This is a genomic window from Acetobacter thailandicus (assembly GCF_011516655.1).
Lineage (GTDB): Bacteria > Pseudomonadota > Alphaproteobacteria > Acetobacterales > Acetobacteraceae > Acetobacter > Acetobacter thailandicus.
The window spans coordinates 58,345-79,705 of the sequence record NZ_WOSV01000001.1 but is presented as its reverse complement, the minus strand read 5'-3'; the positions used below and the strand labels follow the sequence as shown (position 1 = coordinate 79,705).

The 21,361-nt window shown below is 49.0% G+C and carries 17 protein-coding genes; 1 reads left to right on the top strand and 16 read right to left on the bottom strand.

Translation table 11 applies throughout. From position 1 onward, the window contains the following. Positions 1-15: 15 nt before the first annotated feature. The 13 genes from GOB58_RS00295 to tssH all read right to left on the bottom strand — a co-directional run bounded on the left by GOB58_RS00295 (position 16) and on the right by tssH (position 17,361). Complete coding sequence (locus GOB58_RS00295; RefSeq protein WP_173558997.1) at positions 16-1,923, bottom strand: type VI secretion system Vgr family protein; 1,908 nt, start codon at positions 1,921-1,923, stop codon at positions 16-18. A 15-nt stretch (positions 1,924-1,938) separates the two neighbouring features. Further along, a complete protein-coding gene (locus tag GOB58_RS00290) occupies positions 1,939-3,561 on the bottom strand; it encodes a serine/threonine protein kinase (RefSeq protein WP_173558996.1) in 1,623 nt (540 codons plus the stop codon). Beyond that, positions 3,561-4,436 (bottom strand): c-type heme family protein, encoded by an 876-nt coding sequence (locus GOB58_RS00285; RefSeq protein WP_173558995.1) that lies wholly within the window; start codon positions 4,434-4,436, stop codon positions 3,561-3,563. Before GOB58_RS00285 ends, GOB58_RS00290 begins: the two co-directional genes overlap by 1 nt. Position 4,437: 1 nt before the next feature. Further along, positions 4,438-5,556 carry a peptidoglycan-binding protein gene (locus GOB58_RS00280; protein ID WP_173558994.1) on the bottom strand — a complete coding sequence of 373 codons (1,119 nt, stop codon included), beginning with the start codon at positions 5,554-5,556 and terminating at the stop codon, positions 4,438-4,440. A 498-nt stretch (positions 5,557-6,054) separates the two neighbouring features. Further along, complete coding sequence (gene tssG / locus GOB58_RS00275) at positions 6,055-7,248, bottom strand: type VI secretion system baseplate subunit TssG (RefSeq protein ID WP_173558993.1); 1,194 nt, start codon at positions 7,246-7,248, stop codon at positions 6,055-6,057. After that, positions 7,245-9,077: a type VI secretion system baseplate subunit TssF gene (tssF, locus tag GOB58_RS00270; RefSeq protein ID WP_173558992.1), complete on the bottom strand. Its 1,833-nt coding sequence runs from the start codon at positions 9,075-9,077 to the stop codon at positions 7,245-7,247. Before tssF ends, tssG begins: the two co-directional genes overlap by 4 nt. 4 nt (positions 9,078-9,081) lie before the next feature. Further along, a complete protein-coding gene (gene tssE, locus GOB58_RS00265; RefSeq protein WP_173558991.1) occupies positions 9,082-9,621 on the bottom strand; it encodes a type VI secretion system baseplate subunit TssE in 540 nt (179 codons plus the stop codon). Then, positions 9,618-10,439, bottom strand: a complete 822-nt coding sequence (locus GOB58_RS00260) for a type VI secretion system accessory protein TagJ (protein WP_173558990.1) — start codon at positions 10,437-10,439, stop codon at positions 9,618-9,620. Before GOB58_RS00260 ends, tssE begins: the two co-directional genes overlap by 4 nt. 32 nt (positions 10,440-10,471) lie before the next feature. After that, on the bottom strand, positions 10,472-11,989 hold the full coding sequence (tssC, locus tag GOB58_RS00255; protein WP_173558989.1) for a type VI secretion system contractile sheath large subunit: 1,518 nt from the start codon (positions 11,987-11,989) through the stop codon (positions 10,472-10,474). A gap of 9 nt (positions 11,990-11,998) precedes the next feature. After that, positions 11,999-13,495, bottom strand: coding sequence for a type VI secretion system contractile sheath large subunit (tssC, locus tag GOB58_RS00250; protein ID WP_086554682.1), 1,497 nt, complete (start codon positions 13,493-13,495; stop codon positions 11,999-12,001). Positions 13,496-13,498: 3 nt separating this feature from the next. Then, positions 13,499-14,005, bottom strand: coding sequence for a type VI secretion system contractile sheath small subunit (gene tssB / locus GOB58_RS00245; protein ID WP_173558988.1), 507 nt, complete (start codon positions 14,003-14,005; stop codon positions 13,499-13,501). A gap of 190 nt (positions 14,006-14,195) precedes the next feature. Next, positions 14,196-14,678, bottom strand: coding sequence for an Hcp family type VI secretion system effector (locus tag GOB58_RS00240; RefSeq protein ID WP_086554684.1), 483 nt, complete (start codon positions 14,676-14,678; stop codon positions 14,196-14,198). A gap of 25 nt (positions 14,679-14,703) precedes the next feature. Further along, the gene (gene tssH / locus GOB58_RS00235; RefSeq protein WP_173558987.1) at positions 14,704-17,361 is read right to left on the bottom strand and encodes a type VI secretion system ATPase TssH; all 2,658 of its coding nucleotides are present in this window, start codon (positions 17,359-17,361) and stop codon (positions 14,704-14,706) included. 283 nt (positions 17,362-17,644) lie between these two features. Here tssH and GOB58_RS00230 point away from each other — a divergent pair, with 283 nt between their 5' ends. Continuing rightward, positions 17,645-18,622, top strand: coding sequence for a glycosyltransferase family 2 protein (locus GOB58_RS00230; RefSeq protein ID WP_173558986.1), 978 nt, complete (start codon positions 17,645-17,647; stop codon positions 18,620-18,622). Positions 18,623-18,677: 55 nt separating this feature from the next. Here the strand turns inward: GOB58_RS00230 and GOB58_RS00225 are convergent, their stop codons facing one another. The 3 genes from GOB58_RS00225 to GOB58_RS00215 form a co-directional block, all read right to left on the bottom strand. Next, a complete protein-coding gene (locus tag GOB58_RS00225) occupies positions 18,678-18,974 on the bottom strand; it encodes a hypothetical protein (RefSeq protein WP_086554687.1) in 297 nt (98 codons plus the stop codon). A gap of 105 nt (positions 18,975-19,079) precedes the next feature. Next, positions 19,080-19,853, bottom strand: coding sequence for an N-acyl homoserine lactonase family protein (locus GOB58_RS00220; protein WP_086554688.1), 774 nt, complete (start codon positions 19,851-19,853; stop codon positions 19,080-19,082). Further along, positions 19,850-21,361, bottom strand: a complete 1,512-nt coding sequence (locus GOB58_RS00215) for an amidohydrolase family protein (RefSeq protein ID WP_173558985.1) — start codon at positions 21,359-21,361, stop codon at positions 19,850-19,852. Before GOB58_RS00215 ends, GOB58_RS00220 begins: the two co-directional genes overlap by 4 nt.

The window sequence follows — 21,361 nt, the reverse complement described above, 5'->3', positions numbered from 1 at the left end:
GCTCTGTTTTTCAGATTAGCCATTTAGATGAATAGTCGAGCCGAGGAAGGTAATTGTGTTGCCGGCTGTGCCCGTTATTTTGTCGCTGTTAAGGGTAATACCATCCTGCGTCAGCCGAAATGTTGACGCACCAACCTTAAGTGTAATTTCAGTTTCAGCCTGGATGGTTACCGCTCCGGTTTCAGAGGTAACTGTCATCGATCCTTTTTTTGTTGTCAGGCTGACATCTTTTTCAATATTTGTCGTACTATAGCCATCGATATCAGTTTTGCGATCATTCAGAACGTAGGTTTGCAAATCACGCTGGGATCGCAGGTATATTTTTTCCTGACCTTTATTATCATCGATAGAGAGTTCGGAAAATTCTGATGAACTTCCATGCACAGAGCGACTTCGGAAACCACTTTTTGTCTGCTCGCTGGGTACAGCAAAAACCGGCTGCATTGACTGGTTATATAAACCACCGATAACAACGGGTTCATCCGGATCACCGTTCATAAAAGCAACGGCGACTTCAGTGCCAACGCGGGGTAAATGCTGCCAGCCCCAGCTATCGCCAGCCCAGGGTTGAATGACACGCACCCAGGTTGCAAAGCCTGATGATGTTTCTTTGCGGTGATCAAATATAATCCGTACTTTGATACGTCCCAGAGAGTCTGCGTGAATTTGCTGCCCCTTAGGGCCAATGACGACGCCTGAGAAAATACCTGTCATGGCAGGACGTGCGTTGTTTGCAGGCTCGCGCCAGGGAGTGGCCTGAAGAAAACAGGAAAAACTGCAATCGTAATGTGCCCCTGAAGACTGACCCGCCCAGGTATTATCACTGGCCAGGTGTGAGACAGACTGCAAAGCATATTCTGTCATTTCATTACCAGTCAGAGGGTCGCTTTCGATCTGAAAACGTCGGCCGGGCATAAACTCAGGATCGTACCCGTGCCCGCGGCAAAGGGATGAGGAAGCCTCAGCATGCTCTATATGGCTTCTGGCCCGGCGATCTGCGGTTTTCTGATCTTTTGTCAGGGCCGGCCAGCGTGCTACTTTGCGGGTTGCAGCGCCTGCTGTTGTTGAAAGTGTGACCTCCTGCGCATGAATAGGTACCGCGGGGCGGGAGGGGTCGTAGTCGGTCAGAGTGACCTGACCGTGCGCTGTGGCTGAACCCCCGCCCCACTGGTCGATGATATCGACATTATTACCTTTGGGTACAACCCGGTGCAGCGGCCTGGAAACAGGAAGAAATGATTCGTTACGGTCGGTAATAATAAGCTTATGTTCGCTTTTACTATGCTCAAAAAAGTAAAACCAGCCTTCTTCCTGCAATAAACGGTGCATAAAGCCGAGTGTAGTTTCATTAAACTGTGTGGTGTACTCACGTACAGGTTTATCGCCATAAATTTTGAATTCAAAAGGCTGAACCCCATGCTCAGACAGCAAAGTGGTCAAAATCTGGTCAACAGACTGGTTTTGAAAAATACGACAATCCTCAGACTGCGAGAGAAACCATAATCTTGGTACAATCTCCAGCTGGTATGTCCAGCGTCCGCGCTCAGTTTTTCCGACCGGCGTCATACGCTGCACAACGCCGTTAAAATGACGATCTGCAGAGGGAGAGCGTTTAATGGTCACACAAAAAGGATTGTAAAGCAGCAGATCAGGAGACAGCTGCCCTGCTGTTGTGACAATGGTCAGAGAAACATGAAAAGGCTGGCTTATGCTTTCATGTGCATTGAGGGCAATGGCATGTAATGAGCCTGACTGATTAGGCAAAAAATCTTCACCCAGAGGTGAGCTGGTTTCCATAAGGGGTGAGAGCGGATCAGCTCCCGATATGCTGTCCAGTACACTTCGCACCCCCTGAACAGCATCACGTGCCTGCGAGGCTTTGTTTGCAGTGCCTGATATCGATGTAGGGGTTGTTGAAGACATAGAGCATTATCCCTTTCAGGTACGTGTAGTCGCAGCAAGAAGATTACGGAAACGCTCCTGATCTCCCTGATGTTTGATATAAGTCTCACACAGCGCGACAAATGACGGATAATTTTTGGCCCGGAGAGAGGCTCTGCGCAGGACCGGTGTAGCAACAGGTCCAAGCACATCAGACAGTGCGGCACTGACCTGGATAATATCTTCATCTGTAAGGGGCGGATCTTCTTCCTGCTGAATGTAAGGAGGTTCCTCATAAGATAATTCTTCAGGATGCTGATCATTCTGGTGTTCAGGTATGATCTCAGTCTGAGGAAGAGGTGTCTCTTCAGCGGTATTTTGTAATTCAACTATATTTTCAGTGGGCGTTTCGTTTTCTTCTGAGTGAATAGCCTGTTCATTTATAGGTTGTGCCGGCAAAAACAGAGCGAGAAGATCTTTTTTGCGGCGTTTGTTTTTGAGTACTAATGCCAGGATTTCTTCTTTTGTTTCTGCCTGTTCACAGGCCTTCCTTAATGACTGACGACTTGCCGGGCCATAAAGGTTCAGCAAATGTGCCTCCAGGGCGTTCAGCCATTCAGTTTCTGCTACAGGATGTGATAACGGAGGCAGGTTATCTTCCGCGGCTATTATAACAGTTGCATCTCCGTCATAATCATCATCGTTATCATCCGGAACGAGAGATGCATCATTTTCAGATATTTCTTTATGGTAAGATGTATTTTCAGCTGTATCATCAGAAACAGTTTGCTCTGGTGCAGAGTGAAACTGCTGTTGAGGCAGAGGCAGTGGAGAGCTTAGGTCAAACTGTGGTGTCGCGCGCCTGAGAACATCAGAAAACTCACGGGCAGATGAAAACCTGTCATTGGGATCTTTTGCCAGAATGCGACTAAGTGCTGTTGCGATTCCTGCCGGGAGGTCAGATCTCAGATCACATAATGGTTCTGGTTCAGTGTTAAGGATCAGGAGTGAGGTGTCGCTATATTCACGGCCTTCAAAGGCTTTTTTGCCACTGAGCATTTCATAAAGGACACTGCCGAAAGAGAACAGATCACTTCGTGAATCGACAGGGCGGCCTGCACATTGCTCGGGAGACATATAGTTAGGTGTGCCGATGAGTAGCGGTGTGGTCTCAGCCTCAGAGAGCAGAGCACTGTGAGATACACCAAAGTCAGTAATTTTCAGGCGCCCCTGATAGGTCAGGATAATGTTAGCAGGTTTGACATCGCGGTGAACGATGCCCTGCATATGTGCGTATTCAAGTGCAGCCAGTACCTGCAAAGCAATAGGGATTACTTCGTCCAGGGGGAGCTTTGTTCCTTTTGGCAGAGCTTTATTGAGCCCCAGTCCGTCAACATATTGTAATACGAGATAAGGTTCTTCGTCAGATCCACCCATATCATAAAGGGAGACAATATTGGGGTGGTCACACAAACCGCCAAGACGTGCTTCATTGAGAAAGCGAGCAAGATAGTCAGCACGTTCCTGACCTTCCAGCAGGTTATCGCGGACCATTTTAATTGCGACATGACGGTGTACAAGAGGGTCCCATGCTTTATAGACCACACCCATTGCACCCTGCCCAAGCAAAGCTTCAATGCAATATCGTCCGGCATTTGTTGGAAGATCAGGTGTCATCATTATTCGTCCAGCATGCTGAAGGCACTCTCAAGGCTGCGCCGCAGGCGCGTAAAGGCGCTGGCGAGAGGTGCAAGTTCATTATGATCATTAATGGCCAGCTCTGGTGCGGTCATATCACCGCGGCTTACCCGACCGGTAATGGCTGACATTTCATGTAGCGGCCGCAGAAAGGCGATTTCAATAATGATATTGATTACGGCAAGAATGATCAGGAATAAGGCGCTCAGGCACAGAATAATTTTCCAGATTTTGCCCGTAGCTTCGGCCTGAAGTGCGCCAACAGGAATACTGATAATGCTGGCGCCGACAGTCTCCCCTGGTTTCCAGCCAAAGCCGTTCTGGCTGCCGTAGGTATCAATCATTGTTCCAGGAGCAACGGCCGGATCAGAATGGCAGGTGAGACATCCTGAGTTTGTCACACGAATGGGAGTTGCGAGTAAAAGAGTCGGTTTTCCAGTTGAGTCAGTAGAGTTCGAAAGCAGCATAGCTGGTGCAGAAGGGCTACGCAGCCGCTCGATAAGGTTTCTTTCAACCGGGGTTGGGGCATCAGCCGGGTTTGTCGGGTTGAGTGCAGTGGCCCTGATGTTCAGGCCAACGTGATCCTGTCTGAGAAGTGCACCAAGATGTGAGACAGCATAAAAAGGTACACTCTGAGGGGGGAAGTCAATGCTGGTGCTCTGAAGGAGCTGAGGTGTAATTTCTTTTTCGTTATACTGTTCGGTAATCTGACTTACCTGATTGAGGAGCTGTGCCTGACTTATCGCAGCATCATAGGCTGTCTGACTTAGGGTGCTACGCAGCAGAGGTACGAGAACGGCCAGTGTTATCAGAAAGCCTGTTACGAGAGTCAGGTTGAGTTTTAATCTGAGTGTCATCTTAATGTACCGCACTGAAAAGAGCTGCAGCCTGATAATCTGTCAGGTTTCCTGTCTGAGGCGCATGCATGGATTTTTGAAATTTTTTGATCGCATTAATAGTTTCTGGTGTTTTTATCCCATTGATAACACCACTGTAGTACCCTCTTGCCAGCAGGTTTACCTGTAGTTGCCTGACAGCCTTTTCCCGCGCTTTTACAACCTGTGTATTTTCTTTTTTAACCGGAGGAGGCGAGGGAGGTGTTACGGCTGCGGGTTGCTGAGACGTATTATTATTTACTGCGGCAGAAGGAGAGGGAGAAACTTCTTTAACTGTGGAGGTATCGGTAGCAGTTACAGAAGAATGGGTGGGGGCTGGGTCCTGGCTATCTGGTACTGACGGGAGGGGTGCCTGTAAGGGGGGTACTGGCGATGCTGCAGGGGGAGAAGGGATTGTAGTATCTGGTGTAGGATTTGATTTCTGATTTAATCCGTTATCATGCGTCAGATTAGCCAGATCATTCCACTGCCAGCCTGGTTGCATGGCGGAAGTCAGCTCATCTATGACCGGGTCTGCTGCCGGGGATTGCACAATCGTTGCTGTAAGAGATGGTGAGGTATCAGTGCGGCTTTTAAGCAGGGCGACAGCGCGTGAAAGTTCCTGACTTTGTCCGGGGACAGGGTGTAGTTCGAGAAAAACGAAACCGTTTTGCTTATCCGCTGCGCGAATGAGTGAGTCAGCGACAACAGCATTGCGCAGAAGATCACTTTTTTGTTCGTCACGGGAAAGGAAAATACGGTCGTTTTGTACCCATGCCATGCCGCAATAGGCAATGACAGGTCGTTTATTATCAACGTGTCTTGCAAACCCGGATAAACTAACGCGCAGTTCAACACTTGATGGGTTCAGGACCTCAAATACATTGTAATTCTGAGATTTTAGCTGACCCGAGAGGCGATGGGCTGTTTCTGAACATGAAGGCAGCATTGTGCTACTGCCTTCTGTGTGTCCGTTTCCAATAATCAGGAAAGTTGGTGGTGGGATTATGGACTGAGCCTGCGCACCGGGTTGACCTGATGCTACCGATGCCAGCATAATAGCTGCAATGCTTCTCCGGCAAATACTGAGGTACGTCGGCAAGGCTGGTTCTCTCCATTCAGTCCGGACACGCTGACCTGTGCAGTGATATGCCTGCATGCCTTTTAAAAACGGACTATTATAAATGCAATTTCATATTATGAATTATAGTTTATACTTTGTTGCTGTTATGTCAGCAATGATAATTTAACAAAAAAATAAATTGTTATATAAAAATAAAAAATATTAATTATATGTTTTTATATGTATAATTAATCAAGAAAGAAGAATTAAAAATAATTTATGATTTATTTTATAGGTAATTATTTTATTATTATAAATAAAATAATTTTTTAAAATATTTTATTTTTATTTTTTGAGATTTAAAACTATATAATATGGATTTTTTTAAATAATTATTTTTGTAATATTTGTAAATAATTATGAATTAATATCCACAATATGTGGTGATGGTTCCAGGGGCGTTGGCAGTATACGAATTATATCCGGTCTATTTTAGAGAAATTATAAAAGAACAAACAATCAAAATATTTCAGGGTATTATTCAGTGAAAATAGCATCTGATACATCTTTTGTGCGAGGCTTCGCAGGTGTTAACCAGCTGTTCCAGCCTAGTCGAGGTTGAAATTCGTTGTCTGTATTGATCTTCGCAGGAAGACGCAGAGCAGGGACACCAGTTTTTTTAAGGATTGGCCTTATAATAATCTGCAATTCAGGTCCGGTATAAGCCTTTGACATATTTATTATTTTTTTAAATAACTGACCTGTTGGTATCAGACTTTGAAATGTTGTCAGATCAAGCGGTCCAATCCACATTGTAAACTGCGACTGATAATTGAGATAACGTTCCCCGATAGTCGCATTAACGCCCAGCTGACTGAAATTGTTCAGATCTTCCCTGCTATATCCTGTGACAGGTAAACGGCTTTGCTGATCTCGTTCTATTTTAATGCGGAGTGGGGTGAATTCTTCAATGCGTACAGGCAGCTTTAACCAGTCACTTAAAAGGGAGCGAAGACACTCTGTTGAACGAGGCATAGAAGAAAAATACCCCGAGTAAAATTTAACAGTATCGGCATTTACTCCGAGTGACCGCGCAGTCGCTGATGACTGAAAACCAGCTATCGCTAAAAGAACTTTAGATATCTGAGCGGCATAAGGTGCGCTGCCTGAATTTTCGGGAAGGGTATGCCCACTGGCAAGGCGGTATTTAATGCCACTTTCTGCGTAGTGTATGAGCGGGCGTTGTATGAGGAGTTCAAAAAAATCGCTCAGAGCTGAAGCGCGCCGGCGATGCTCGGCTGTCAGCTCCATAGTGTAGTGTAGCGGTAATACCCCGGTAGGGCCAGTTAAGCCAATTGGGGTAACTGTTGTATGAAACGTTGTATCGTTTTTTTGTATCGCGGTGATGTCAGTTGTCGGGTACGCGGTGCCCTGGGGAGAGTGAAACCGGATAGTACTTTGTATGGGAGCATTTTTTCTGTCGCGCAGCATCAGTAATACCGCGGCATCAAAACTGAACTGTCCGGGCTGTTTTATGAACTGAGCCATGAGCCCGTTATCAGGTGCTTCGGGGGGCTCTGTGATCACAGCTGGTTGTGTATTTGCCCGGACAACAGGTGAAGTTGTCAGGGGTGTCTGTGGTTTCAGATCTTCCTGCGTGTTTACATTATCTTCTTCTGTCAGGCAGATGACCTGTGTGGTGGTTCCTGACGGAATGCCAGAGCTGTTCATAATAGCGACCGTGTGCCACAGCGTGGTGGAAATTGCGTAACAATGCCAGGCTTGCCCTGAAGCATGACGCATGTGCGCACAAATGAGTTGATGCTGACATGCAGGGCCAGAAAGCGCTCCAGAATACTGGCAAGAAGATAAGAGCTGCTATCTTTCCAGGCGACCGGATCAAAGGTCAGTGTAACATCAATGCCGCGTACAAAGCCACCGGCACGTGTGCCTGGCAGGCGGGCATGACCAGGGCGGGTACTGACGTCAACAAGGCCGCTGATAATACGGCGTGTTTCCAGCGTATCACGGCAGTCATAAAGTGTGAGCAGGTCGTGCAGAATACGTGGTCCGGCATCATGTTCTGTCAGAGAGATATGTCCCAGAGCCAGGTGTGAAATCAGCCGCCAGGTATTATCACCCTCAAGGGAGGGGCGAAGTGTCGCTGAAAAAGGCATCAGGCAGGTAACCTGTCTGATAATATCAGTCATGGCTGGCATACGTAACGCAGGTTCTCCACCACCAAAAGGCAGACGTTCAGGCAGGTTACGGTTAGTACACAGAGCATCAATCATCAGAATTGAATTTGCCGGTGAATTGGGGTCAAGGTCTGGTAAAACAGGAGCAAGATAAACCTCACTGCCGGTTATGTCAGCCGGTGCGGGCCTGCGGCTGAGGGTATAAGAGATTGAGTGTTGATTTGTCAGCTCTGCTTCGTGGGGATTACGCTGATAGAGCGGGCTCCAGGTCTGTGCAGTGCCATTCCCCTGTATTTCTCTGACGCGTTGCACGCTCCAGATTTCGTAATGCTGTGGATCGTGCAGGCTGCCTGATACGTGATAGTTAGTATTTTCATGCGTGAGCGAAACAGGCTCACAATGGTGCGGGAACAGGTTAATGATGGGTACGCATCCTGGTATCAGAGCTTCCTGTGGCAGAGTCCGCTCAAGTTCAGGTAATGAAATATCAAAATAGACAAAAATTTCCATTTGCCGACTGTCATGGACGAGGGTGCGGGCATCCAGTCTGTCAAATTCCACAAATAAAAATTTATCGGGAAATGCGAAATATTCTGTCAGAAGGCGAAAGCCTGAGAAGGATCTTGCCTCCCATGGTAAAAGAGCATCGTTCTGCTCAAAACCACATGGCTGTAAATCTGTTTTAGGTAAAAAAGTTGCTGACGGATCGTTGGGGGAGGCTGCACAGGCAAAACATATTGTATGTCGGCATAACAGTTCAAGAAGAGCGAAGCTCTGTCCTGGCGATGATCCACGCAGAAAAAATTTTAACTTATCAAGGGAAAGATCAGAAAAAGAGATGTCTTTTTCAGTTGTTTCCAGAACAATACGTAAAACAGACCTGGCGCCACGGGTGAGTGGGCTGGCCGGGGCTGCCAGTGGCAGTCCGGACAGGGTCAGGCGTGATACCCTTACAGGCCACAGAGAAGTGTCAGATGTGGTGGAGAAAAAGCAGGGTTTGCCACCAATCGGGTCTGTTGCGACAAGGGTGCCGCGTGGTACAATTTGTCCGTGCGTATTAGTGCCCTCGCGTGCAGTCAGAGAGATAATGGAGGCCGCCGGAACGGGCGCAAAATAATGCGGGTATAATATCCCCAGCAATCCTTCTGTCAGCTCGGGGAATTCATCATCAAGTCGCTGATGCACTCTGCCAGAAAGAAAAGCCAGGCCCTCGAGGAGCCGGGCAACATGGGGGTCATCAACAGTATCAGCACTAATGCGCAGGTGAGCGGCAGCTTTGGGGTTAGCCTGTGCAAAATCAGCGGCAAGTGTACGCAGTGCTGAAAGTTCACGATTATAATAACGAAAAAGAAGATCATCCATAGTGTCAGACCACTTCGTTTAGCAAAACATCAGCATGTGCTGAGGCCAGGTCAATAACCGTGTCGAAACAGATCGGTGTCTGCAAAGGCTCCACGTGAAGTAAAGCATCAATTCGCAATTTAAGAACTCCGTGACTACGGTCACGTTCTTCTCTGAGTGCGACCCGCACATTATTCAGCCGCGTTTCAAAGCGTGTGATCGTTTGTTCGATAGCAGCACGCAGCATTTCACGGTTGTCCTGCTCCCCCAGCTCGCCAGAGGTGAAGTCAGGTACACCATAGGTTAGTAAAGAGCGGCGCAGGTCTTTTTGCTCTCGTGATGGCTGATACCAGCAACGTCGTGAGTTAAGCAGGAGAGATACATCGCGTAACACAGCATTTTGTAGTGTTTTAATGCCTGTACGTGAGTTTGTAATACTGGCCTGTGCTGATTCTGGTGCAATAAGACGGTCAAAAACGGAGAGTCTGACAGGCGTGTTTTGTGTGTCAGACTGACGTGAGTTCTGGCTTGCCGGCTGTCTTATGCGGTCTTTGCGCTTATTCATACTTTAAACGTCAGCTCCCCGATATCATACAGGGTCAGCCCCTCATCACCAGCGAGGAAGAGGCGCTGCCCGATACCGCGAGCAACATCTCCATCAGTCCATTCTGTCATCTGTCCGGTTAATAGTTTGCCGCGTTCTGGCAAGTGCTCGGCCAGAGTCGCGGTCGCTCCGTAAATAGCGGGGATGTAAACAATACCATCAGGCCCGTTTGTGATGTTCAGGTGGCACCCTCGCCAGTACAAATCACGGTGACATTTTACCGGAAGGAAAGAGGCGCTTTCAACGCGTGAGAGTGGTACCTGAAAATAGCGTCCCGTTGTTGTCAGCACTTCAAGGGCGCCGGCACACAGGTCATCAGTATCCCGAAAGTCAGAGAATTCAGCTTTGTTAGTTTCTCCCGGAGCGTGCGGACGTATGTTTTCGGCTTCTTCCAGTGTGGTTGCTGCCGCTACGTTGTCCTGTGCATGAAGTTCGGTCAGAGCACGCAGGCAGAGTGCCTGAGCGGGCTCGCAGCCCTGCAAAAATTCTGGTTGCTGGCCACTGCTCCAGTAACTCTGGCGCGAAACCTCAGCCCTGAGTAACTGTCGACACTCAGCAATATATAATGCTGCTTTAGTGTCGAGTTTTTGTAAAGCGTCAAGAACGTTGTCAGCTCTCTCAAACTGGTTGCTGAACAGAAGCATTTCAAACAGTCTGAAGCGCGCCTGGCTTTGTGTCGGGGCTGCACGTACGGCGGCAGTGGCCAGCTCAACAGCATGTTCCGGATTGCCGCTGCGAAAAGCTTCAGTAGCAGTTGTGCTTATACTGTCAGACGTCATGAGAAACTCCGGTAATAAATCACTAAAATATATCAGGCTGCTGGACCGGTGAGTTCGGTGGTCAGGCTAAAAGCAATGTTCATCTGGTCAAGCTGGTAGCGTGGCTTAAGGTGAACCACGCAAAAGAAGTGTCCCGGGTTATCGGGTTTTTCAGAAACTTTTACTTTACTGTCGATCAGAGGATATCTGGCTCGGGTTTGCTCTGAAGCATGCTGACTATTGTTGGTGTAGCTCATCAGCCAGTTTTGCAGACGGCGTTGCAGGGCATCCTGACTGGTTATGCTGCCGATTGCTGACCGGCCGAGAATTTTAATGTAATGGGCAAAACGTGAGACACAGAGAAGCATATTCATTTGCAGAGATAAGTGGTGATTGACTGATGCAGCACTTTCTCCGCCTTGTGCTCTGGCGATACTACTGACCGAGCTAAAGCAGGCTTCCGGACCGAAAGGCAGAGAAACAAGAGGCATAAAGCCTTCGTTGCTCAGTGCGCGCTCCTGCCCGGGGGAGAGTTGCAGGTCAAGCGGCGGGTAGTGCCACACCTGGTGTCTGTCAGTAGCAGACGCTTCACTTATAAGGTCTGGCACCAGACCACCACCTGTGCGGCCGATGGGAACACCACGAATGTCTGCCGGCCAGTTATAGGTCATCTGTGCACGAATAACGACTGATGCAAAGGCATAAGCAGCAGAGGACCAGAGGCGTTCTTTATTATGGACAACCCGCTCTCTGTAGAAAAAACCATCACGTCGTGCCGGGTCATGACCCCAGGGCAGGCGCGCCAGTACACGCGGCAGGCAGGCACATAAAAAACGCGCATCAGCCTGACGACGCAGCATTTCCCACCGGCGTTTATCTGTTTCTTTAAGAGAGGCGACAAGATCAACAACAGTCGCGAGATCGCAAAAGCGTTCAACACCAAATAACACAGGTGAAACACCCAGAACCATAGGACAAAATGCGGCCGCAGCAATGCCCGCTAGGCTGTTAAGTGCGGCAATATCGTCGGTTGAAGGGGGGGCACCCGGCCTGCGTGGGGGTGGTGTATGACGAAACTCATGGTCGATAACCATCAGGCCAAAAGGTTCGCCCCCGGCCTGACCAAATTCTTTTTCATAAATCAGTCTGAATAGTGCGCTTTTATCAAAATCAACGGCATGTTGCAGATCACGGCAGATTTCCGGCCAGCTGACAGACAGCATTCTTACAAAAACCCGTGACTCGGGAGATAGTCCTCCTGTCAGCCATAAAAGACCGCGCCATGCGCTTTCAAGTTTTTGAAAAGATTCGTCGTGAAGTATGATGTCAAGTTGTGTGCTCAGCATACGGTCGATACGCGTAATGTCGTAATCAATCATGTCGCAGATCAGCTGTGGATCATGACGTGCCTGACTTAGCGTATCAATGCTGAACCACTCTTTCAGCCCCTGGTAACCAGGAGCTGAAAGAAAGGCGATAAAAGATTCCGCCCCTGTTTCCTGAAGCACAAAACGTCCTGAAAGGATCGTATCACGCAATGCAGGAGGTGAGTCGGAAGCAGGTTCAGTCACGGGATGTTCTCAGCTTTTCTGAGGAACCCGTGCCACCATACGCAGACTGGTGGTCAGTTCTTCCAGTTGCAGCCACGGACGCAGGTAGGCAACCGCGTTGTAGGATCCTGGGCTGCCAGGAACTTCACGCACCTGAACACGAGCCTCACGCAAAGGGTATTTTGCTTTATTCTCGGCTCCGGCATTTTCGTTGGTATTGACGTAGTTCATAATCCAGCGGTTTAGCCAGATTTCGCAATCCTCAGCTTCTGTAAAAGACCCGAGCTTGTCGCGTGCCATCACTTTAAGATAATGAGCAAAGCGGCTGGTTGCCATAACGCAGGGCAGGCGGGTTGAAATACGGGCGTTGGCTGTGGCTTCAGGGCGTTCGTATTCTTTTGCTTTTTGTGTGCTCTGCGCGCCAAAAAATACTGCGTAGTCATGATTTTTATAATGACAAAGTGGCAGGAAGCCCAGCTGAGACAGCTCGTGTTCACGGCGGTCAGTAATGCCAATTTCAGTCGGGCATTTAGTGTCGAGGTCTCCGTCGTCAGACATGAAGGTGTGTGAAGGCAGGTTTTCCACTTTGCCACCGCCTTCTGCACCTCGTATCGTGGTGCAGAAGCCTGTGCGCGCGAATGAATCTGTCATACGAGCCCCCATGACGAAGGCGGCGTTCATCCAGCAATAGTTGTTGTGTGCTATGGACTCGGAGCGACCGTTTGCATCCTGCGGGGCTTCTTCATAGTCGAACTCGTCAACCGGGCGGGTTGTGTTGCCATAGGGCAGACGTGCCATGACGCGGGGCATGACAAGGTTAACAAAGCGGCTATCTTCGCTGTCGCGGAAACTACGCCATTTGATATACTCGGCACTATCAAAGATTTTGCTCAGATCGCGCGGTTTCGCCAGCTGAGACCAGTCATCAAAACCGAACATCGCCGGGCTCACTCCCGAGATGAAAGGAGCAAAAGCTGCTGCACTAACGTTGGATATCTGACGCAGGGTCTCGACATCATCCGGGTGGTTATTCCATTCATAATCACCAATTAGTGCACCATAAGGTTCACCTCCTGGTGTTCCGAATTCGCTTTCGTAGATTTTGCGGAACAAAGAGGACTGGTCAAATTCAGTCGCGCGGGTCAGATCACGGTTCAGCTCACGTTTGGAGACGTTGAGCAGCCGGATCTTAAGATTGGAGCTGGTTTCGGAATTGTTGACCAGGTAATGCAGGCCACGCCATGAACCCTCAAGTTTCAGAAAGCGCTCATCATGTATGATTTCATTAAGTTGTTCTGAGAGTTTCTGATCAATCTGCTTAATAGCCCGTTCAATCGTGCGGTTCATATTACGGTCAAATCTGATCGTGCCTGCCGCGGCCTGCTCTACCAGTGTGCGAACCAGCTCTTCAGCACGATCTGGTTCTGTCTGCTTTGTTGCAGCAACAACCTGACTCAGAAAGGATGCTGAGGTCTCCTCAGTTTTGCCTGAAGTCGCTGACTTTGAGTGTGATGTGGTTTCAGACATCAGTTAGCCCTTCTCTTTACCGGCAAGTTCTTCAGTTACACTATTTAATTTATTATTCTGTTGCAGAATCTGCTCGAGCAGCTGCTCAAGTTCTTCAGAGCGATCAGCTTTACTCATCAGGTCACGTAATTTGTTGCGTGTTTCGAGAAGGGCCTTAAGTGCTGGCACCTGGTCGATAACCTGTGCAGGTTCAAAATCAGCTGTGGAGTTAAACTTCAGATCAGTAACAAGGTCAGAACCGTCATTTGTCAGGGTATTGCGTACTGACATATGAAGGCCCGGGGCCAGTCGGGCCATAACCTCATCAAAATTATCCCGGTCAATCTGAACAAATTTACGTTCAGCCAGCGGGCGTAATGGTTTGCGCGGGTCGCCTGAAAAATCTCCCATAACGCCAACGACGAAAGGAAGTTCTCTTATAATTTCGGCACCTTCTGTTTCCACATCATAGGTAATGTGGACACGCGGTTTACGAACGTTCTTTAATTTATCATGCACACTGCCGCTCATATGATTACCTCATTCTGGAGTATTATTTAAGTTTCGACAGAATCAGTTATATGTATTCTGGTGTGCATTATGTTCGCTTTTGTTTATTTTTCCAGAACATGATGACTGTCTTAAAATAAAACCGGAGAGAAATAAAAAATATTTCTTCCGGTTTTTAAATATCTGAACCAGAAGGTGCAGAATTTTATAATCAGGTGTTTGCTTTTGCTGTCGCCAGATCGTAGGTGATTACTTTCTGACCGCCCTGGCTGCCATCAGCATTCATCTGATAGGTTTTGACCGTGACGTGGTTGAAATTAAAGGCCAGCGATTCGTGAGGACGGTCGCCGCTTGAAGAGTGAGAGTAAGAGCTGATAATGGCCTGCTGAAGTTCCAGCGACAGGTAAACCTGCTGCTGATCTTTGTAGGTACGTGTAAAGTCGATTTTGATAACTTTATCACCATGACCTGACAGAGCCTCGCTCATCAGGTCACCGGTCGACATATCATTGTTCTTTGTAACGATCACTTCACCAACGCTTGGTGCGCTTGACTCACGGTCGGCTGTCGAACCAACGCTGCTGGAAATGCCTCGACCGACACCCCATTGAAACCCGGTCAGTTCGGTCCATCCTTCGTGTCCGGCTTCGGTAACGTTGCCTTCAACGCCTTCGTACTGCATATAGATAGCCACGGCCGTCTCTCACCCTGATTAAAAATTAAAGTTCTGTTATAAAAGGCCGCATTTCTAAATTTAAGTCAATAAAAAGTTGCCCTATTATGAAGTTTTTTTCATCTTCACGGGCGGTAAGTCTTTCAAGAATATATCGTGAAAGAGCTGGCAGGAGCGTGTCAGCAATAACTCTTTCCAGTGCACGTGCGCCGGCACTTCCTTCTTCGCAGCGATTAATCAGCATTTCTCTGACCGATTCTGCAATTTCAACGGTGACGCCAAAGCGTGTCTTAACCCGGTCGCGCACGCGGGTCAGTTGCAGGTCAACAATACGCAGTAATGTCTCGCGGCTCAGAGGGATGTAGGGGATAACCTTTGTCCGCCCGAGGAAAGCAGGTTTAAAGGATTTTTGCAGTTCTTCATAAACCAGCTTATCAACTGTTTCCTGTGGCGGGGCTGTTTCAGGGTCAGCATACAGGCTCGAAATTAACTCTGTGCCGGCATTAGAGGTCATAACGATCAGGGTATTGCGAAAATCAATATCACGTCCTTCGCCGTCCTTCATGTGTCCTTTGTCAAACACCTGGAAGAAGACTTCCTGCACGCCGGGATGTGCTTTCTCCATTTCGTCGAGAAGTAGCACAGAATATGGCTTGCGGCGCACAGCTTCAGTCAGAATGCCGCCTTCACCGTAACCAATATAGCCGGGGGGGCTGCCCATCAGCAGGCTGACTTTATGCTCCTCTTTAAACTCAGACATATTGATAATGGTGAGGCTTTGTTCTCCACCATAGAGCAGGTCTGCCAGAGCCAGCGCGGTTTCTGTTTTGCCCACACCGGATGTGCCGGCCATCAGGAAAACACCTACGGGTTTACGTGGGTCATTCAGACCGGCGCGTGAGGTCTGTACGGCAAGAGCAATAGCGTGAAGAGCATGGTCCTGCCCGATGATGCGCTGTTTCATTGTCTCTTCGAGAGAGAGCACAGCCTGAAGCTGGTTATTTTGCATGCGTCCGAGCGGAATACCGGTCCATTCTGAAACGACGGCGGCAACCGCATTATGGTCTACCATGGGGAAGATCATTGGATTGTCACCCTGAACGATTTCAAGGCGGGCCATTGCATCACGATAGGCTGTGCTCAGAGCGGATTTATCTTCTTCTGAATCTCTGCTCAGCTGGGTCTGAAGAGCCTCAAGTTCTGTAACAAGGGCATATTCCTGTGCAGCTTTGTCAGCCAGAGCAGCGCGACGATTTTCTTCGGTTATACGTTGTTCCTGTAATGTAGCGAGATGTTCTTTCTGACTGGCTTTGTCGAAAATACTTTCTGATTCAAGAGCGCTGATTTCTGTGTTCAGCATACTTAGTCTGCGCTCGCTGTCTTCAAGCTGAGCCGGAGTGGTATTCTGACTCATGGCGACGCGCGCGCAGGCTGTGTCGAGCAGGCTCACGGCTTTATCTGGCAGTTGTCGTCCGGTGATATAGCGTGCTGAGAGAGAGACAGCGGCGTGGATGGCATCTTCAAGGATCAATACGTTATGATGCCCGCTGAGTGTTTTGGTCAGGCCACGTAACATTGCGGTGGCTACCGGGATGCTCGGTTCGTTTACTGCTACGGGCTGAAACCTGCGTGTCAGAGCAGCATCTTTTTCGAAGTATTTTTTATATTCCGCCCAGGTGGTGGCTGCGATAACGCGCAGGTTGCCCCGGGCGAGAGCCGGCTTGAGAAGATTAGCAGCATCACCTGAGCCTGTTGTACCTCCGGCACCTGCACCTATCAGAGTGTGAGCTTCATCAATAAATAAAATGACAGGGACAGGAGCGGCATCAACGTCGGCAATAACGTCTTTCAGGCGGTTTTCGAATTCACCTTTCACACCGGCTCCGGCCTGTAGCAGGCCCAGGTCAAGGGTGAAAATACGGACGTTTTTTAAAGCTGGTGGTACATCACCGTCTGCCAGACGCTGGGCGAGTCCTTCGATCAGAGCTGTCTTACCAACACCGGCTTCACCGACCAGAATGGGATTATTCTGACGACGGCGCAGAAGAATATCCGCCATTTGTCGTATTTCACTGTCGCGGCCCAGGACAGGGTCAATTTTTCCTTTTTCAGCCTGAGTGACAAGATCCTGTGCGTAGCGTGATAAGGCGGCTCCAAAGCGTTTATCGTCATGCACCGCGTCTTGCGTATCTCCTGATATTTCCCGGGGTGCCGGGGCAGGGGGCACTTCGGCACTTGCCTGGCAAAAAGACCAGACTTCAGCTTCGGTGCAGCGAGACACAGCACCAAGTAGTGGCTTAAGTGCGTTGCGCAGACTCAGGCAGTTATCAGTATCTGCTGCCAGAGCAAGAAGCAGATCGGCTGAGCGTATTGCGGTGGTACTTCTGTTAACCGATGCGCCCAGCCAGGCTGATTTTATCAGGCGAACAATATCGGGTGAAAGGCCAGGTGCTCTGCCATTGCCGGTTTTCAGACCCGTGAGAATTTTCTCAAGGTGGGTAAGCAGAGGTGCCGGGTCCAGGCCAAGTGTTCTGGTAATGTTGAGGATATCATTGTTTTCAGCCTGGAGGAGGAAACTGAACCAGTGTTCGGCCTCTACATCGTAGTGCGTGCGTGATACTGCCATGCCAGCGGCGTTTTCAAGCTGACGACGACATGTATCGTCTAAACGTTGTACAAGTTTAGACAGTTCAACAGGCCTCATGCTTTTTTCTCTTTAATGTGTTGCAGTGCATAGCGAAGCAAACACCGCCTGGGGGGTGGTCAATCTTATGAACAAAATGTCATTAAAATAAAGACATATTATTTACAATGAGATAATATTCAGGTCAGAGGATTTATCTGGCCGGAGTCTGCTGGCGTGCTTTGTTTCCGGTCTTTTTGATTTTTTGAACATGAATCTGATAATAAAATTTATCGCCAAATTTATGAATAAATGTTAATATTATAACCGGATAAATTTTATTAGCCTTTAAAAGTTGTATTGAATGTCAGTTATGTCCCGCCCGGCGCCACGGCTGGTTATTGTCGTGCCCTGTTATAATGAGGAAGAGGTTTTCTCTTCCTGTCTGACAGAGCTGAGAAACAGCATTAAAGAAATGGTGCAGGATAACCTTATAAAAAAAGATAGTTTTTTATTATTTGTCGATGATGGCAGCTGTGATCAGACATGGAGATGTATCCGTGAGGCCTGTGCTGAGGGAGAGTGCATTCAGGGTGTTAAGCTGTCGCGTAATGAAGGGCATCAGGCTGCTCTGCTGGCCGGGTTGCATGTGGCAGGTCAGCACTCAGATGCTGTCGTCAGTATAGATGCAGATCTGCAGGATGATGTTCAGGCTATCAGGAGGATGGTGAAGGCTTATTGTGCCGGTTATGATGTGGTTTATGGTGTGCGTGACAGTCGTCAGACAGATACATGGTTTAAAAGGACAACGGCTGAAGGGTTTTATCATCTGATGGCGCTGATGGGCGTTAAGCAGAAATTTAATCATGCTGATTACCGTCTGCTCAGCAGTCGTGCGCTCAAAGCTTTGCTCAATTATAATGAGCGCAATATCTACATTCGCGGTTTGATTCCCCTTATCGGTTTTCCTTCTCTTGAAGTGCGCTATGACCGTGGTGTGCGTATAGCCGGTGAGTCGAAATACCCGTTACGTAAAATGCTGGCGCTGGCGCTGGAGGGTATAACCTCCATGACTGTTGCGCCGCTGCGTCTTATTGCTTCACTGGGTTTTCTGATCTGTATTTTGTCTTTGCTCGCTATTTTATACATTTTACTGATAAAAATAACCGGACATACCATCGCAGGCTGGTCCTCAGTCGTTCTCTCAATTTTCTTTATGGGAGGGGTGCAGATGCTTTCACTGGGTATTATCGGTGAGTATATTGGTAAAATTTATCTTGAAACGAAACACAGACCTCGTTTCCATATAGAAAGCGTCATGGAGAACGGAGCAGAAAAATAGCTTGTTCTTACTCCGTCTGAGTAACAGCAGGTAACCCTGTGTCGCTGCTCTGAAGTCAGGGGTTGGCGACCGCAGAGTTAATGGCGTTAGTGCAGTCGTTTGTGCTGACCTGTATGGAGCTGTTGCTTGCACAGGCCTGAATTGTTTCAGAGCGCTGCTGTTTGTGCTGTGTATACCATTCGAGCGTATGTGCCGGGTTTTGTTCAAAAACTGGTGCAGGTGGCGGTATATCAATTGAGGCATCAGGAGAAGTCTGAGGCGTGTTGATTTTATCTTTTTGTGGTGGTTTTGCATAAGATGCTCCGCCTGAAATAAGGCAGGCGATACTCATTGCTATAAATTTCTTTTTCATCGCGGGCACCGGAATTCTGATAAAATAAAAACAGTTATTATCTGCTTTATGCATTTTTACAGAAAATCGGCAAGATTAACATCATTTTGCAGGTCAGAGTATATTTTATTCGTAGTATTCGGGAGATAAACGGAGCTGCTGTATCTGTTGAGGGTCATGAAATAAAATAAGCTGAGCTGGCAGCGTTTCAGCAAGTGTTTTGATCCGCAGAAGAGAGGACAGAGCTTCATTCTGGTCAGCGCATGAGCCCGGAGGCAGAGACTGATTGAAATTTTCCATCAGGTCGCCAGCATCAAAGGTCAGGAGCAATGCACCACTATGCTTCAACTGCACCAGAGCAGACTGATGCCCCGGCGTGTGCCCTCGGGTGTCGAGCAGAGTCAGGCCAGGAAAGGCGTCCCAGTCTCCCTCTCTGAAATCCCATCTGATCGTGGGGCTGTTAAAATCTTCGGCAATACTGGCAAAATAGTCAGCGCCCATAGCAGCATCATAATCTCGCTTTTGTACTGAAACCCGCGCCTGTGGGCAGTGTTTGATGTAACCGGTGTGATCAAAATGCAGGTGAGAGAGAATAATCCAGCTGATATCAGCCAGTGTAATACCAATTTCAGCCAGCTGATTTTTCAGGTCATGCTGAGTGCGTACGATCGGAGGGATCATACCCTGTGATGTAAAATATGTGTGCAGCCTCTGTGGGTCTGTGACGTGCTGAGGGTCCATGCCTGCGTCGAGCAAAATCCATCCCTGTGTCGTGTCGAGCAGGTAAGCACATATAGGTTCGCTGATCATAAAGCGGTTATCGGCACCGCTGACAGAAATATATTTGGGTATGGTTTCGTAGCCGCATAGCAGCACATAGAGGCGCTTTATCGCTGTCATACGTGCGTAATCCCTGCTTTGCGGTGTTCTCCGGCACGGTAATACCGGCGTAGCCCGTTCTCCCATTCAGGGTCGACCGGTGAGGTGCCATGGTTTTTATCCAGAGCAGCTTTGATCAGGTCGTTGAGGGTCCGCTCCAGGTCGGGTTTTGAGACGGTGATGCACTGGCCATTTTTTACAATGGTTTTGCCATTAACGACCAGCGTGTCGATGTCCTGGCGTGTCAGCCGTGTCAGCAGCAGGTCAGGTAAGGCGGCATCAGGCACGGTATGCCTCATAATGCGATCTGTGCGTGCAATAACAAAGTCGGCCGGTGCGCCTTCAAGGAGAGTTCCACCGCTATCCGGGCCCAGAACGGCTTCACGACCACCGCGCAGAAGGGCGTCACAACAGTGCGTTAACAACATGCCTTTGTCGGCAACACCGTCTATGCCAGCATCAAGTGCCTGTGCAACACCACGCAGCAAACGGGTTTCTCGTAAAATATCATGGTCATCTTCCAGTGACATGCCATCCAGCCCGACTCCGAACGTAATAGCGTGGCGCAGTACGCCAGCGATGGGAGGGAGACCTGAAGAGAGGCGAAAATTTGAAGAGGTATTACACGCAATCAGCACCCCGCGCTGTGCCAGCAGCTCAAGCTCGTGCTCGCGCAGCCAGCAGCAATGCGCCAGAGTGAGGCGGGGTGAAAGCAGGCCGATTTTGTCAAGCCAGGGGATAAGACCTTCAGGAAATTGTGCGTCGGCCCATTCACGCTGTAAGCGTGTTTCAAAAAAATGCATATGTACCCGGCGTCCGATCGAGGCTGAAAGAGCACTTAGTGTTTCGAGTGTCTCCCGGTTAGTCCATTGCGGGCCGACAGGGCCATACTGTACGGTAAAAGTCGGGCTTTCCAGGTGGGTCAGTGCATCAGTGATGGCGAGACCTTCCGCCAGTGAACGTTTGTGTCGCGGTGCAGAAAGCTGGGGATAGCGGGAGAGATCAGGCATATACCCGCCCAGAGCTGCATTATCGCCGTAGACAAAAGGGTTTTCACCAGCAAACGGAACAGCAAAAGCGACTCTGATGCCGACATCACGGGCAGCAGCAGCGACGCCTTCTGCTTCTTCCAGCAGGGCCCGACCATTTTGCGTATTGTGGCAGTGCACAACAGCGCCAATCCCTGCTTCAGCCATGTTTGCAAAGGCACAGGCCGCATTAAGGTAAGCCTGCATACGTGGCTCAACCCCCAGGCGCGACAGCCAGAGTTCCAGTGGCCCGTCAGGAATGCCAGCTGACAGGGTAGGCACGCCCCGACCATGATCATGTGCATTGGCAAAGGCGGGTATGGCGACACGGCCAGCCCCCTGTTGAGGTAATATCTCGGGTTGTAGCGCGCACAGGCGACCATCACGGGTTGTAATACGCTGGTTAAACAGCGGAGCATCATGACCGGGCCGTGTCAGCACAAATTCTGCTGACCATTCTTCAGTTTGTGTTGCAGAAGATGGTGCTGATGAGTGGTTCAT